This is a genomic window from Ensifer sp. WSM1721, assembly GCF_000513895.2.
Classification (GTDB): Bacteria; Pseudomonadota; Alphaproteobacteria; order Rhizobiales; family Rhizobiaceae; genus Sinorhizobium.
The window spans coordinates 415734-427642 of the sequence record NZ_CP165783.1; the positions used below are offsets into that span (position 1 = coordinate 415734).

Here is an 11909-nt window from a genome sequence, read left to right on the forward strand (position 1 = left end):
AATGATCACCATGAGCTGCAGTGACGAACCGTGGTGACTCGCTTCATGAACTGCTCAGAGCAGGCGAAGGAGCTCGACCGCTCAGTCGAGCTCGGCGCGGTCTTTCTGGGCGGTCACTGCAATTTCAGACTGAGCTGAATGCCACGATTTGGCATTGGCAAGGGTTTGCCGACGTCGATGCGCCCAAACACCTCTTTGCGCCGCTCCGCCTCGCGCTCTCTTTTTGCGCGCAAAGCGGCCACGACCGAGTGCGCGCGCTCAATCACTTCGTCTGCATGGGTCATGAGAATCTCCATGATTGTTCTCATTTTGTTCTCATTTGCCAACGCCGTCAAGAGCTGCGCGGACAGGATTTAGCGGAAGCGCCACCTGCATCGCGTGCCGGACACGATCGAAGTCGATATCCGGTGACAGTTCCGTTAGCCTATGGAGCTCAACGCAACGGCTCACCGGGAGGAACTGTCGGTGGCAACTGGGGAAACGATCATCGTCGGTGCGGGACCAGCAGGGCTTGCATGTGCCGCCGCGCTCCGCGCGGAAGGCTGTCACTCGGTGGTCCTCGAAGCGCAAGACAAGCTCGCCGCTTCGTGGCGGAGGCATTACGAGCGTCTTCGTCTGCATACGGCGAAGACACACTCGGCGCTTCCGGGAAGGCCGATGCCGGCTGAATTCCCAAGATATCCATCACGCTTGCAAGTCATCGAATATCTCGAAGATTACGCGCGGGCAAATGACGTTCAAATCGAATTCGGCAAACGCGTCGCATCTGTCCGAAAAGCTGCGGACTGGGTCGTCGAAACGGCCGATGGCAATGTATTCGAATCCAGCGCCGTCATCATCGCCACCGGGCTCTCAAACGCTCCGATCAGACCACACTGGGCTGGTCAAGAAACGTTCGAAGGGAACATCATTCATTCTTGCGAATACCGGAACGCGCGTGCTCTCAATGCACGTCGAATTCTGGTGGTCGGTTTCGGAAATTCGGCAGGCGAGATCGCGCTCGAATGTGCCGAAGCGGGTCTCGAGGTGGCGATGGCGGTCCGTGGTCCGGTCAATGTTGTTCCGAGGGAAATACTAGGTGTGCCGACCGCGACAATCGCTATCCTTCAACGACACTTTCCGTACAGAGTGGTCGATGCGGTCAATGCGCCGATTCTGCACATGCGCTATCGCGATCTCGAAGGACTTGGCCTCAGACGTTCCCGATGGGGCCCCCTCGCTAGCATGATGGAGCGGGACCGAACGCCTCTGATCGACATCGGCACGATCGCGAGGATCAGAGAAGGCCGGATCAAGGTGTTCCCGGCCATCGAAATGTCGGTTGGCTCGCGCGTACACTTCGCAAACGGAGACTCCGCAGATTTCGATGCCATTGTGCTGGCAGCCGGCTACCGGCCCGCTCTCGAGACGCTGTTGCCGGACTTCGACGAGCGGTTCCAAGGTGCTCTCAAGCCGCGAAGGGGCGAGCTTCAGCCGGCCAAGGATGGCTTATACTTTTGTGGTTTCAATCCTGCGACCACCGGCCTCTTGCGTCAGATAGGTATCGAGGCTCTGCAAATCGCGAGCTCGATCGCCAAGTCAAAGTCCGCGAGCGCTTGATCACGCCACCGGGCGTGGCTTCGACCTGAAGGCCGCCTTCTCTGGCAGCGTGACAGATGCCTTATGTCGCGCGCATCTCACTTGAAGCGAAGCGCATTGATTTGCGCTAGACTGCGCTGTTACCTCGGGCACTATTCGATGATAGCGATTAATCTATGCTCATCATTGTGAAGGCGCAGTACCTCCTCCTTCTGCGCAACACGTCGATCGGGTCCGCTCCTCCTTCCCAACGGGCCGGTCAACTTCAAGGACCCCGACGCCTCCTCCGTGGCTCGGGGTCTATTTCCATGGCATCGCGCCAATGGGCCTGCTTCCCTGACCACTTGCCTTCCCTTACAATCCCTTCCGGACACAAAAGGAGTTCCGCCATGAGCGAAGACGCCTTCAACATGTCGATCCGCAAGTTCCTGAAGGAAGTCGGCGTCACCTCTCAGCGCAAGATCGAGGAGACGGTGCGCGACGGAAAGATCGGCGGCAAGAAGTTGAAGGTCCGCATGACGCTGACGGCGGAAGGCACCGGCCTAAACCATGTGGTAGACGGCGAGATCGAACTTCCATAAGCCGAGCGAAGCTGTAGCCACTTTGAATCGCTGCATGTCTCCGTAAACCGATGTCGGTTTAAGGAGACATGCAGTAGCGAGACGTCCGACGCGGCGCGGCGGTAGCTTGCGTCAGCGGCTATTCGGCCCGTCGATCGTTCTCTCCTGTGCTCAGGCTTTCGGGAAGATTTTCCGCGCCGGATGTGCGAATATCACGGCGCGACGCGTAAACTGGGGCGCGGCAACATGTCTTTTTCTCAATCGAGGATTTGCAAGGGCTGCTGGGAGCAGATGCGTCTCCCCGTGCCCCTGCGAGGCCCGGCTTCCATTCCCTTCCGCGCCTTTGGCATCCGCCCGAGCCGGATGAATCCGAACACCTGCACAATTTGCGAACTCATGTTCACGCGCGTGATGAAAGCCCGCAAGATCACTGTTGATGTGTCTGTGCTTTTTGCAGATCTGAGAGGCTATACGACGCTTTCGCAGTCGCTTTCGGCAGACACCGTCTCCTCGCTGCTCGATGATTTCTACGATGAATGTGCCACGGCTATTTGGGAATTCGACGGCCTTCTTAACAAGACGGTCGGGGACGCGGTCATGGCAATCTTCAACTTTCCGATCCCGCACCACGACCACGCCGAACGTGCCGTGCTCGCTGCGAAAGAAATCCAGCGCCGCTGCCAATTGCGCCGTGAACTTCACCTGGCTGAAGGTATCGGCCTGAGCGGAAGTGAACTCGCTATTGGTATCGGCATCGACTCCGGCGAGGCCAGCTTCGGAGAGTTCGGCCGGGCGCATCGCGACCTGACTGCCGTTGGAACCGTCGTAAATACTGCCGCCCGTGCCCAGTCAGCCGCAGAAGCGGGGCGGATTCTCGTCACCAGGGCCGTTTGCGAGCGGGCCCAGAGCCAAACGGCCGAAAGCGAAGGCCGGGCATACCACTTGAAGGGCTTTGAGCAGCCGATCGAGCTCTATGAAATCTGAACATCGTTGGCGTTGCCGTCGGAACTTGCGTAATGCCGTGACGGGCGACCGATGAGGATTCGAGGATCACACTGCCTAACTGCGCCTGCGCACGGTGCCAATCGGAGCGCCAATCGCTCCTGTGCAGTGCATACGCAACAACATTCCACGTAAGTCTCGGCGCGAGCTTCACCTGCCCGGCACTCGTTTCCACACATTTCGAGGGCCTGAGTAGGAGGGTCGCACGCGCCAGATCATCTCCTGGCGGTGATTGCTCCGAACCACCGTGCCAAAGGGAACAAAGGCGCCGTTTCGGTTGTTCGGATCATATTAGTAACACCTAAGATCAGTTCCTGATCGGGAGGAACCCAAATGAGCAATGAAGGAAGTGCCCGCGGGCCGGGCGACCCATCCGGACTGCCGGAAACGCCGTCGGTTGGTTCCGGCACTCGGCTAGGGGAAGACGCCACGAGCATCAGCGAGCAGGCGACAGAGCGCAACTTGGAACAAGCCCTTCGCGAGGACTTGTCTGAGGGTCGACAGTTCGCGAAGCAGCAAACGGAGCAGGTCAAGACGGCGGTCAGCCGCACCGCGGAAGGCGAGAAAAACCTGGCGGCGCGTCAGTTGAACGGCGTGGGAGCCGCAATCGAGAAGGTCGGCTCTGAGCTCGAAGCGTCCGATCAACGGGCGCTCGGTCGCTATGCCCGACAGATGGGCCGCTCGCTTAAAGATTACGCCCGCAACATAGAGGATCGCGATCTCGGCGAAATCGCCGCGATGGCCGAGGATTTCGGTCGAAGGCAACCGCTTGCATTTCTCGGGATGGCGGCACTTGCAGGACTGACGGCCAGTCGGTTCCTGCTCGCTTCGGCCGAGCGTCGTACCAGCCGGGGCGCTTCCCTTCACCCCTCGCGATCGCCGTCGGCCGGTCAGCCGGTTCGACAGGAGGAGGAGTTCCGCAATGGCTAACCATGATCGCCCCTTATCCGAACTCATGACGAGCCTGGTAGGTGACATATCCGGCCTTTTCCGGAAGGAAATAGATCTTGCCAAGGCCGAAGCGTCGGAGAACTTGAGTCGCGCCGTAGGCAGCATCGAGACGCTCCTCATCGGCCTGGTGTTTGCAATCGGTGCCATCGGCGTGCTGTTGAGTGCAGTTGTCCAGGGATTGGCCGCATTTCTCGTTGTTCAGGGTTTGACCGAACCGAATGCCGATGCAGCGGCCGCCGCCATCGTCGGTGTCGTGGTGGCGCTCCTCGCTTGGGCGATGGTTTCGCGGGCCCTCTCGACGCTTAGAAGCGGCAGTTTCAAGTTCGACAGGACGGCAGCCTCGCTACAGCGCGACGTGGACGTGGTGAAGGAGAGAGTGCAATGAACGACTCCGTGGAAACCCACTCGGCTGCCGAACTGCAGCGCGAGATCGAGGCCGACCGCCAGCGCATCGAGGAAAAGCTCCACGCGATTCAGGAGCGCATGTCGCCGGGCCAACTGATGGACGAATTGCTCGAATATGCCAAGACGAGCGGCGGAGCCGAGTATCTCAGCAACCTCGGTGTGGCATTGAGGAGTAATCCCGTTCCCGTCGCTTTGATGGGGATCAGTCTCGCCTGGCTTATCGCCAATCCGGCCTCACGCGCGCCCGGAGTGAGAAAGCTGGAGGATGGTCTGGACGACTATCCGCTCGCAACCGTTACCGGTTCCGTGCGGCGCACAGGCCCAGTAGAGGCGAGCTTCGGCGAGCGATACAGTCATTTCGCCGATGAAGCCGGCAACCGTTTCAGGGCCCGAACCGACCTTGAGGGCCGCAGGGCAGGTCACTTCGTCGATCCTGCCGGTAAGATTTACCGTGGCTTTGCCGACGCTGCGGGCCAGCAGATCGACGATATACGCGACGAGGCCGGGGCGCTTTTCGATGAGGCCTCGGGGTGGGCGTCCAGAACATGGCGGGAGGTAAGTGCTTCGGCAAGCCGAATGTCAGGTGCCATTGCCGAGACCGGGAGGTCTCTTGCAGACAGTGTGCAAGCCGCCGGCAGATCTCTCGAAGACCAGGGCGCGCACTTGAATGCCGCCATTCTCAAGCATTTTCGCGACCAGCCGCTCGTCGGCGGTGCGCTCGCTTTTGCCGTTGGCGCGGCGATAGGAGCCGCCCTGCCTCGCACAGAGGCCGAGGACGAGGCATTGGGCGAAGCCTCGGATCAAGTGCGCGACACCATCGCCGAGAAGACGAGCGAAGTGGTCGGTGAGGCGGTGAGTACCGCGGAGAACCTCTTCGACAAGGCGGGTCAGGCCGCGCTCGAAGCTCACGATGCTGCGAGAGAGCGGATGCGCGAGACGCTTCGGGAATGACCGGCATTCCTTAAATCGGAAGCGATTTAAGGACAAAATCATGCAGGGTAGCAGGCGGCCCTGTGCGGCGGGCACGCCGCGGTGTCACGCCTGGATGCGCCTCCCGTGCTGCGGACACGGAACAGCCGGGCCGGGTCGCCAAGCTGCCCGGCCATGGGAGCGACGTGTGAAATTGGCGCCTTTCAAGAAATCTGAGATCGCGTGTCGGACTGGCGCAGCCTCGTTCGTCCTCGGTGCATGGATCGGCAAGTCATGGGATCCATCCGTCAATTCAAAAGGATAAACGATCATGCCCAGCACCATACGCTTGCACCGCGTTCTGGCAACTAGCCCAGAGAAAGTCTATCGCGCGTTCCTTGAGGCGGACGCGCTCGCGAAATGGCTTCCGCCCAACGGCTTCGCCTGCACTGTGCATCATCTGGAGCCAAATGTCGGCGGCACGTTCAAAATGTCCTTTCGGAACTTCACAACCGGCGAAAGCCACGCGTTTGGCGGCGAATATGTCGAGCTCGTCCCAGGCGAACGCCTGCGCTACACGGACAAGTTCGACGACCCCAACCTGCCTGGCGAGATGCAGGTGACCGTGACACTGAAGAAGGTATCGGTCGGTACCGAGCTGGAGATCGTGCAGGCAGGCGTGCCGGACCTCATTCCAGCCGAGGCCTGTTATCTCGGTTGGCAGGAGTCGCTGCGAAACCTGGCACGGCTCGTCGAGCCTGAAATCAATCAATAGCGCATCAGGTTCGGGCAAAGGCCGCCGGCATCGGATCGCGTGGCCGACCTTCGCGATCCGGTGCCGGCGCTCTCCAACTCGCATCTCCGATTTGGCAGCCATGACAGCACGCGGGACTGGTTCATTCCGGCCCCATGTGCAGGACCGTTTTTGAAGAACGCGGCCGAGTGTCGGGCATTGGCGCTGCCCCACCGGAGTGAGGAGTGGTCGCAACCACTGCTAGTCCGAAAACAAATCCGCTTGCGATCGAGTTTCGCGCCAGAGACGGGCTGCTGCCGGCGCAAGAATTTCTTTCTTGGTTAAGCTGCTGACTTTTGGCGAGCTTTCCAAGCCTCATGCTGCTTTCCCCATTTCGACATGGCCGTGACGGCGTCGTTCAGGCTGAGGCCAAGCGGTGTGATCGCGTATTCGACGCGCGGCGGGACCTCGTTATGGTCATGGCGGCTGATCAGGCCGTCAGCTTCCATCTGCCGCAATTGCTGTGAGAGGACTTTTTCGCTGATGCCGGGCGACAACCGGCGCAGTTCGGCGAAGCGGTGCGGACGCAGGTGCAGAGCCCACAGCAAAGAAGTTTTCCACTTTCCGCCGATCGCCTGCAGCGCCGCGGCAAAGCCGCAGTCATCCGGCTGCTTGTTCCTCATCTCTCGAGCTCCTGACAGTTTTCGACACTTACCTGAAAGTGCGTACTTCATGACGTCGCGTGAAATTTATAACTTCGCTCGGCGCGCGCCCAAACAGAAACTTAAGCGGCCACAGGCCCGGAGAAACATCATGAAACAACCAGTGTGCGTCCTCGGCGCGGGGCGCATGGGCTCCTCCGTAGCTACAACGCTCCTGAACAATGCTTACGATACATGGATTTGGAACCGCACCGCGGCAAAATGCAACCCCCTGATCGCGATGGGAGCAAAGAGCGGCGCGCGCCGGTCCCTCGCGCAGAACGGCGCACATGCCGACTTCGCGTCGCTTGCCCCGTTGTTCCGTCGTGAAGGCGTCGCCTCTGAGGTCATGGGGAAGGCGAATGCATAGCTCTCTTCGCAAGGCGACGTGCTCCTGCCGGCAGGTGGAGCTCGTTTGTGCTGGTGAGCCACAGCGGGTCTATGCCTGCTCGTGCATCGAGTGTCAGCGTTGCACCGGAACGGCCTTCTCTTACCGCGCCATCTACCCGGAGGCGGCTGTGATCGGTCGAAAAGGAGAAACGAAATCCTGGCGCAGGATCGGGCAATCGGGAGCTTGGCTGGAACAGCATTTTTGCGTCAACTGTGGGTCAGTGATCTTCATGCGCGCCGAGGCGCTCAAGGACGCGATTTCCGTATCCGTGGGTTGCCTGGAAGATCCGGATTTCCCGCCGCCTCAGAAACTTCACTGGCCCGATCGCCGACACCGATGGCTTTGCTTGGAAGGCATTCTCGACGAGAGTTCCGCTTCCTCCTGATCGCCAGCGCGTGCAATGCGCGCGATTTTGGCAGATGCCGATCAGGCGCTGTCGCTCGCCGAAGCGAGCTGGAACCAAGTTCGTCATCGGGGCAAGCGTTCGAACAGCCGGGGCACGGCAATGTTGCGTGACCGCGGGCCACGATCCCGAGTTTCGGAACATCATCTGGGCTGACCGGTTAGGCTCGGGTGCCAGCAAGCGGCTGGCATTTGACAGAACAAACGAGTGACGCGTTAGGAGATCAAGATGGGCAGCCGACCACCGCCAGTTCCTCCGGACAACAGGAGCGCAAAGGGAACGGGAGAACCCGGACCCATCGCGGCCGAGTCAAAGAAGCCGGATATGTCCCCTGACCCGGAGAAGAAGGGACAGCAGGGCAACACCAAGGTCAACACGACCCATCAGGGATACCAACAGGATCGATGAGGAAAACGGATGTCCACTTCCAAGAAGACTCCGGCAAGTATCCGTCAAGGTGGCCCCGGTGCTTCGCACGAGAATGCGAAGGCCCCGTTGGAAATACCGAAGCCGCCGGCCGAATCCGAGAGGCGTACGCGCAGCAAAGTCTCAGGCGGCGGAGGCGAGCACGATCGCCATCACAGTCATGACCCCAGGCGCAAGGGCGGTCATTGATTTCAGAAATCGGCCACTGCTCAGGAATCATCAGCATTCGCGCGCTTACCCCTCACGCAGAACTGCGAAGCATCGTCGCGCCCTTGGAACAGTTAGCGCACTATCAGTTCGGCGCGCCCATTTTGAGATCGGTTCCCAGTCAGGAATGAAACGATAGCGGCAGCGATTTTGCGGCCGCCCTTTTCAGACGGCTCGATGGCGTTGGCGAAATCGCTGTCTTCATCGCAGACCAGGCGAAGATCGAGGAGCGCCACCCCGCGGTCCGCGGCTGCGCGTGTAATGCAGTCATTGAGAATTGAGAGGGCCGTTACGGCAATGCGCCTTTGGTTGAGGTCCGCATAGCGTACGTCGTAGATTGTGCAGATAGCAGTTGGAAGCCTCGCAGCCAGAACGGCGTCCAGGGTGGCGGAATAACTGGAGCAGAACTGCTCTCTTATCTCTGCCACCCTGAGCAGCGCATCGGCCACTGAAGCCGAGGGCAGGTTCAAAACATCAGAGACGCTGAGTGCGTCATTGCCGCCCATGCTTACTATCAGATGCGTGGCGTCGGCCGGCAGGCGCTGCAGCTGAAGGCGCACGTCCTTCATGAGGCTGCCGTCAGCTGCGAGCAATGTCGCAGACCACCCGGCCGGCAGCCGGCGCACAAGGTGCTCCAAAACCGCTGAACCGCCGGAGACGTAGGCGCCGTTGTCAAGTACCGAATCGCCGAGAAGCACGACCTTGTTCGACATAGCGGAAACCCCGGCCAAAGTAAGTGGGGCATGCGCGGTTGCGGGCAACAGGGCAGCCGCCATCAAAATGCCTCTACGCGACAATGCCAAGCTCACGGCACTTTTCTCCCGGCAGTAAGGATATAGCTAATGGTGAAACCATGTCAGGCAAGGTTCTTGAACCAAAAGTCCTCAAGGCCCCGAACCTAGTCCGCCCCTGCCAATTCTCGCTCGACAGTCTCGAGCGCTCGCCCCAGTCCGTTCCGTTTAATCCTTACTGTCGCTGTCTCCCTGCCAATCAAAGATCACCGATCACTCCCGACCTGAAGAAACACCGCAATGTTTCAAGCTGTCGACCTATGCCGACTGGCACAGATCCTCTGCGTGGCGGCCGGCGGGGGCGTTGGAGCGCTCTGAAGTGAAGCCTTGCCTCATGCTTTGGAGTCGTTTCGTACTGCTCGTCGCGTCGACCGGTCGCACTTTGCCTTGGGCCGCTTCCCAACGACGCTCTGCAGACTTCTCGATCCATTTCACGAACCAGCCGAACCCTTCCCATTCGGCACCGTCAAGTGGATCGGCAAAGGCGTCGATTCTCTTTTTCCGCTGTTGGCCAACCAGCTCTCTGTATAAGATCGTCCATTGAAGTAGCATGTCGTTTCTCCGGGAATACTGTGATGCCCCGGATGTGGTGCGCGATGACATTGAGATGTAGGCGCGCAAACGAAAGGCATATTTCACAGATGAAAGTCGAAAACTGGGATGATCTTCGTCTATTTTTGCACGTCGCTGAGCAAGGCGGCCTTGCGGGTGCCGCCGAGAAGACGGGCATCAGTGCGCCGACTATTGGACGACGCATGTTGGCGCTGGAACGTGCCACCGGGCGAGCGTTGTTTGTACGGGCGCGGACCGGGTATGAGCTTGCGCTGGATGGGCACGTTCTGCTGGATCGTGTGAGGGCGATGTATGAAGCGGCGCAGGACATCGCCGACTGGCATGAGACGGCGCATTCGATGCCTATCGTTCGGCTTCTGTCAGACACCACCCTGTCATGTTTCACGGCTGTAAGCTTGCGGCATCTCTGGACGCCGAACGACGCTTTTCGGGTGTGCTTCAAAACTTGTGAGGCCGTCCTCGACCTGACGCACCGCGACGCCGACATAGGGCTCACCGCCGAGCGGCCGGAGACGGGCAATGTCGCTGCACGGCGTTCCGTCACGGTCGCCTATGCGCCGTACTGCGCCCAAGGCTTCGACCACCGTCGTCACAGCAACTGGGTTTCGCTTGGCACGGACGTCGCCAATCAGCCGTGGAAGCGGTGGGCGTTCGAGCAGCCGGATCGTTTCATCACAAACTGGGTGAACTGCCCGCGGATGATGTTCGATCTGGTTAAGGCCGGAGCGGGCATCGGAGTCGTGCCGTGCTTCATCGGCGACACTGATCCAGCCTTCGTCCGCGCGGGCCGAGTGATTGAAGAACTGAGCCACGACTTATGGATCGTACTGCATGACGACGAACGGGGACGGGAGTCGGTGCGCACGGTTGCAGACCGGCTTTCAGCGCTGCTTACAGCGAACGCCGCGCTATTCTCCGGATCTAGCGGGCGTGATCCTCTTTGAGTGTCGATCGGGTCTTGGCATTCGCAGAGTTCGAGCAGGCGACGCAGGTACACCTTTGGCTGCCATCCCCGCTGCCCCGCGAGAAACGATCACACGCCGGAACATCGGCGCATTCTTCTGGTTCGACCGTCATCAAGCAAAGAAAAAACAGGAGAGTATCATGAGTGCTTCCGGCGTGGCCGCATTCGACAAAACGCTCCAACTCACGAATGTCTGGCTCGACGAGATCATGGAGCACCAGGGACCAGACCGTCAGCGCGCATGGCACATTCTGAGCGCGGTCCTCCACACCGTGCGCGATCGCCTGCCCGCCGATCTCGCGGCGCATTTGTCGGCACAATTGCCGCTACTCGTGCGCGGGGCCTACTACGATCAGTACGAGCCGTCCAAGCAGCCGACGCGGTCGCGGACCTTGGATGAGTTCCTCGGCCAGGTGAAGGACGAGCTCGCCTTCACTCGGCCGGTCGATGCGAAGGAGGCGGTGCAAACGGTGTTTCATGTCCTGTCGCACCACCTTGATCCAGGCGAAACGCGCAAGATCCGCGACAGCCTGCCGCAAGATGTGCGCGCACTCTGGCCCGATCCGGCCGAGCGCCATTAGCGCGGGATGAGGAAAAGTGTGCGCGGTCTCCCGCCCGCATCCCGCGCTAACTCATTAGAACCGATCACGTTCATGATTCTCGGTCGATCCGACCGAAAATCATCGTGATCTACATCCTGCCGAGCCGGGTAGCCGTAATCGGCCGTGGCGTCACCGGCAGCCGGATGGCATCGAAGGAGAATGCGATGTCGGTGTTCGAGATATTGGCCGACGACGAGACCAGCAAAAGGCTCGGCGTTGCCATGATCATGCTGACCCCCGACGCGGGCAGGGGGGAGCCCCGCAAAGGCATTATCGTTACGGGCGAGCTCCTCGCGGATGCGTTCGGAGGCGACCCGAACCGGGCAGCGGAGGTGATCAGGTCCGGAGTGATCGATCATGAGGCGATGCGCAGGATCGACAGTCCGGACCGGCTGAGCTACCAGCCGCAGCCTGCAAGTGCGACCGATTCCGCTCACTGGCACCTGGCCGTATTCAGCCGCGATGATCTGGGTCTTTTCGAAGGGCCGGTGAGGTCCGGATGGTGATGAGGAGCCACGGCCGCAGCGTGGCTCCGCCGATTCACCGACAAAAGCCGACACGGTTCGTACGGGTAGATGACAAGCTTTTTGCTGCCCTATGCGCACCTCTCACATCGGCGCGCCGCACTGTTTCATGACGAGAAGGCGGTCGCCGGCTCATTTCACGACCGAAGAAAGGAACATCTGTTATTCCACCGTCGTTGGAGCCGTGCC

General features: G+C 60.2%; 18 protein-coding genes. 14 read left to right on the plus strand and 4 right to left on the minus strand.

Annotated features, from left to right (window positions below; all coding sequences use genetic code 11):
• Positions 1-113: 113 nt before the first annotated feature.
• Complete coding sequence (locus M728_RS19665; protein WP_034883479.1) at positions 114-296, minus strand: hypothetical protein; 183 nt, start codon at positions 294-296, stop codon at positions 114-116.
• Positions 297-426: 130 nt separating this feature from the next.
• Here M728_RS19665 and M728_RS19670 point away from each other — a divergent pair, with 130 nt between their 5' ends.
• The 7 genes from M728_RS19670 to M728_RS19700 all read left to right on the plus strand — a co-directional run bounded on the left by M728_RS19670 (position 427) and on the right by M728_RS19700 (position 6180).
• Complete coding sequence (locus M728_RS19670) at positions 427-1599, plus strand: NAD(P)/FAD-dependent oxidoreductase (RefSeq protein WP_051440880.1); 1173 nt, start codon at positions 427-429, stop codon at positions 1597-1599.
• A gap of 368 nt (positions 1600-1967) precedes the next feature.
• Complete coding sequence (locus M728_RS19675; RefSeq protein WP_026614477.1) at positions 1968-2159, plus strand: DUF6494 family protein; 192 nt, start codon at positions 1968-1970, stop codon at positions 2157-2159.
• Between the two features lie 225 nt (positions 2160-2384).
• Positions 2385-3122, plus strand: a complete 738-nt coding sequence (locus tag M728_RS19680; protein ID WP_034883506.1) for an adenylate/guanylate cyclase domain-containing protein — start codon at positions 2385-2387, stop codon at positions 3120-3122.
• 351 nt (positions 3123-3473) lie between these two features.
• A complete protein-coding gene (locus M728_RS19685; protein WP_026620427.1) occupies positions 3474-4070 on the plus strand; it encodes a hypothetical protein in 597 nt (198 codons plus the stop codon).
• Positions 4063-4476 carry a phage holin family protein gene (locus M728_RS19690; RefSeq protein WP_026620426.1) on the plus strand — a complete coding sequence of 138 codons (414 nt, stop codon included), beginning with the start codon at positions 4063-4065 and terminating at the stop codon, positions 4474-4476. The genes M728_RS19685 and M728_RS19690 overlap by 8 nt, the downstream gene beginning before the upstream one ends.
• Entirely contained in the window at positions 4473-5447 is a 975-nt protein-coding gene (locus M728_RS19695) for a DUF3618 domain-containing protein (RefSeq protein WP_026620425.1), read from the plus strand. Before M728_RS19690 ends, M728_RS19695 begins: the two co-directional genes overlap by 4 nt.
• Positions 5448-5736: 289 nt before the next feature.
• The gene (locus M728_RS19700; protein WP_026620424.1) at positions 5737-6180 is read left to right on the plus strand and encodes an SRPBCC family protein; all 444 of its coding nucleotides are present in this window, start codon (positions 5737-5739) and stop codon (positions 6178-6180) included.
• Between the two features lie 299 nt (positions 6181-6479).
• Here the strand turns inward: M728_RS19700 and M728_RS19705 are convergent, their stop codons facing one another.
• A complete protein-coding gene (locus M728_RS19705) occupies positions 6480-6821 on the minus strand; it encodes a helix-turn-helix domain-containing protein (RefSeq protein WP_026620423.1) in 342 nt (113 codons plus the stop codon).
• 130 nt (positions 6822-6951) lie between these two features.
• On the opposite strand from M728_RS19705, the gene M728_RS19710 reads away from it, so the two are divergent.
• The 4 genes from M728_RS19710 to M728_RS19725 all read left to right on the plus strand — a co-directional run bounded on the left by M728_RS19710 (position 6952) and on the right by M728_RS19725 (position 8248).
• A complete protein-coding gene (locus tag M728_RS19710; RefSeq protein WP_026620422.1) occupies positions 6952-7209 on the plus strand; it encodes an NAD(P)-binding domain-containing protein in 258 nt (85 codons plus the stop codon).
• Entirely contained in the window at positions 7202-7615 is a 414-nt protein-coding gene (locus tag M728_RS19715; protein ID WP_084044430.1) for a GFA family protein, read from the plus strand. Before M728_RS19710 ends, M728_RS19715 begins: the two co-directional genes overlap by 8 nt.
• Positions 7616-7861: 246 nt before the next feature.
• On the plus strand, positions 7862-8041 hold the full coding sequence (locus tag M728_RS19720; protein WP_084044428.1) for a hypothetical protein: 180 nt from the start codon (positions 7862-7864) through the stop codon (positions 8039-8041).
• 9 nt (positions 8042-8050) lie between these two features.
• Positions 8051-8248, plus strand: a complete 198-nt coding sequence (locus M728_RS19725) for a hypothetical protein (protein ID WP_084044426.1) — start codon at positions 8051-8053, stop codon at positions 8246-8248.
• A 92-nt stretch (positions 8249-8340) separates the two neighbouring features.
• Here the strand turns inward: M728_RS19725 and M728_RS19730 are convergent, their stop codons facing one another.
• On the minus strand, positions 8341-8979 hold the full coding sequence (locus M728_RS19730; protein ID WP_034883503.1) for an SGNH/GDSL hydrolase family protein: 639 nt from the start codon (positions 8977-8979) through the stop codon (positions 8341-8343).
• 336 nt (positions 8980-9315) lie between these two features.
• Positions 9316-9609: a hypothetical protein gene (locus M728_RS19735; protein ID WP_034883475.1), complete on the minus strand. Its 294-nt coding sequence runs from the start codon at positions 9607-9609 to the stop codon at positions 9316-9318.
• Positions 9610-9698: 89 nt separating this feature from the next.
• Here M728_RS19735 and M728_RS19740 point away from each other — a divergent pair, with 89 nt between their 5' ends.
• The 3 genes from M728_RS19740 (at position 9699) to M728_RS19750 (ending at position 11702) form a co-directional block, all read left to right on the plus strand.
• Positions 9699-10574, plus strand: coding sequence for a LysR family transcriptional regulator (locus tag M728_RS19740; RefSeq protein ID WP_026620420.1), 876 nt, complete (start codon positions 9699-9701; stop codon positions 10572-10574).
• Between the two features lie 160 nt (positions 10575-10734).
• Positions 10735-11175 (plus strand): DUF2267 domain-containing protein, encoded by a 441-nt coding sequence (locus tag M728_RS19745; protein ID WP_026620419.1) that lies wholly within the window; start codon positions 10735-10737, stop codon positions 11173-11175.
• Between the two features lie 185 nt (positions 11176-11360).
• Positions 11361-11702, plus strand: coding sequence for a hypothetical protein (locus tag M728_RS19750; protein WP_026620418.1), 342 nt, complete (start codon positions 11361-11363; stop codon positions 11700-11702).
• Positions 11703-11909: the final 207 nt, after the last annotated feature.

Excerpts from the sequence above, each read along its gene's own strand:
- M728_RS19665 (WP_034883479.1), bottom strand. The coding sequence starts at position 296 with ATGGAGATTCTCATGACCCATGCAGACGAAGTGATTGAGCGCGCGCAC.
- M728_RS19670 (WP_051440880.1), top strand. The coding sequence starts at position 427 with ATGGAGCTCAACGCAACGGCTCACCGGGAGGAACTGTCGGTGGCAACT.
- M728_RS19675 (WP_026614477.1), top strand. The coding sequence starts at position 1,968 with ATGAGCGAAGACGCCTTCAACATGTCGATCCGCAAGTTCCTGAAGGAA.
- M728_RS19680 (WP_034883506.1), top strand. The coding sequence starts at position 2,385 with ATGTCTTTTTCTCAATCGAGGATTTGCAAGGGCTGCTGGGAGCAGATG.
- M728_RS19685 (WP_026620427.1), top strand. The coding sequence starts at position 3,474 with ATGAGCAATGAAGGAAGTGCCCGCGGGCCGGGCGACCCATCCGGACTG.
- M728_RS19690 (WP_026620426.1), top strand. The coding sequence starts at position 4,063 with ATGGCTAACCATGATCGCCCCTTATCCGAACTCATGACGAGCCTGGTA.
- M728_RS19695 (WP_026620425.1), top strand. The coding sequence starts at position 4,473 with ATGAACGACTCCGTGGAAACCCACTCGGCTGCCGAACTGCAGCGCGAG.
- M728_RS19700 (WP_026620424.1), top strand. The coding sequence starts at position 5,737 with ATGCCCAGCACCATACGCTTGCACCGCGTTCTGGCAACTAGCCCAGAG.
- M728_RS19705 (WP_026620423.1), bottom strand. The coding sequence starts at position 6,821 with ATGAGGAACAAGCAGCCGGATGACTGCGGCTTTGCCGCGGCGCTGCAG.
- M728_RS19710 (WP_026620422.1), top strand. The coding sequence starts at position 6,952 with ATGAAACAACCAGTGTGCGTCCTCGGCGCGGGGCGCATGGGCTCCTCC.
- M728_RS19715 (WP_084044430.1), top strand. The coding sequence starts at position 7,202 with ATGCATAGCTCTCTTCGCAAGGCGACGTGCTCCTGCCGGCAGGTGGAG.
- M728_RS19720 (WP_084044428.1), top strand. The coding sequence starts at position 7,862 with ATGGGCAGCCGACCACCGCCAGTTCCTCCGGACAACAGGAGCGCAAAG.
- M728_RS19725 (WP_084044426.1), top strand. The coding sequence starts at position 8,051 with ATGTCCACTTCCAAGAAGACTCCGGCAAGTATCCGTCAAGGTGGCCCC.
- M728_RS19730 (WP_034883503.1), bottom strand. The coding sequence starts at position 8,979 with ATGTCGAACAAGGTCGTGCTTCTCGGCGATTCGGTACTTGACAACGGC.
- M728_RS19735 (WP_034883475.1), bottom strand. The coding sequence starts at position 9,609 with ATGCTACTTCAATGGACGATCTTATACAGAGAGCTGGTTGGCCAACAG.
- M728_RS19740 (WP_026620420.1), top strand. The coding sequence starts at position 9,699 with ATGAAAGTCGAAAACTGGGATGATCTTCGTCTATTTTTGCACGTCGCT.
- M728_RS19745 (WP_026620419.1), top strand. The coding sequence starts at position 10,735 with ATGAGTGCTTCCGGCGTGGCCGCATTCGACAAAACGCTCCAACTCACG.
- M728_RS19750 (WP_026620418.1), top strand. The coding sequence starts at position 11,361 with ATGTCGGTGTTCGAGATATTGGCCGACGACGAGACCAGCAAAAGGCTC.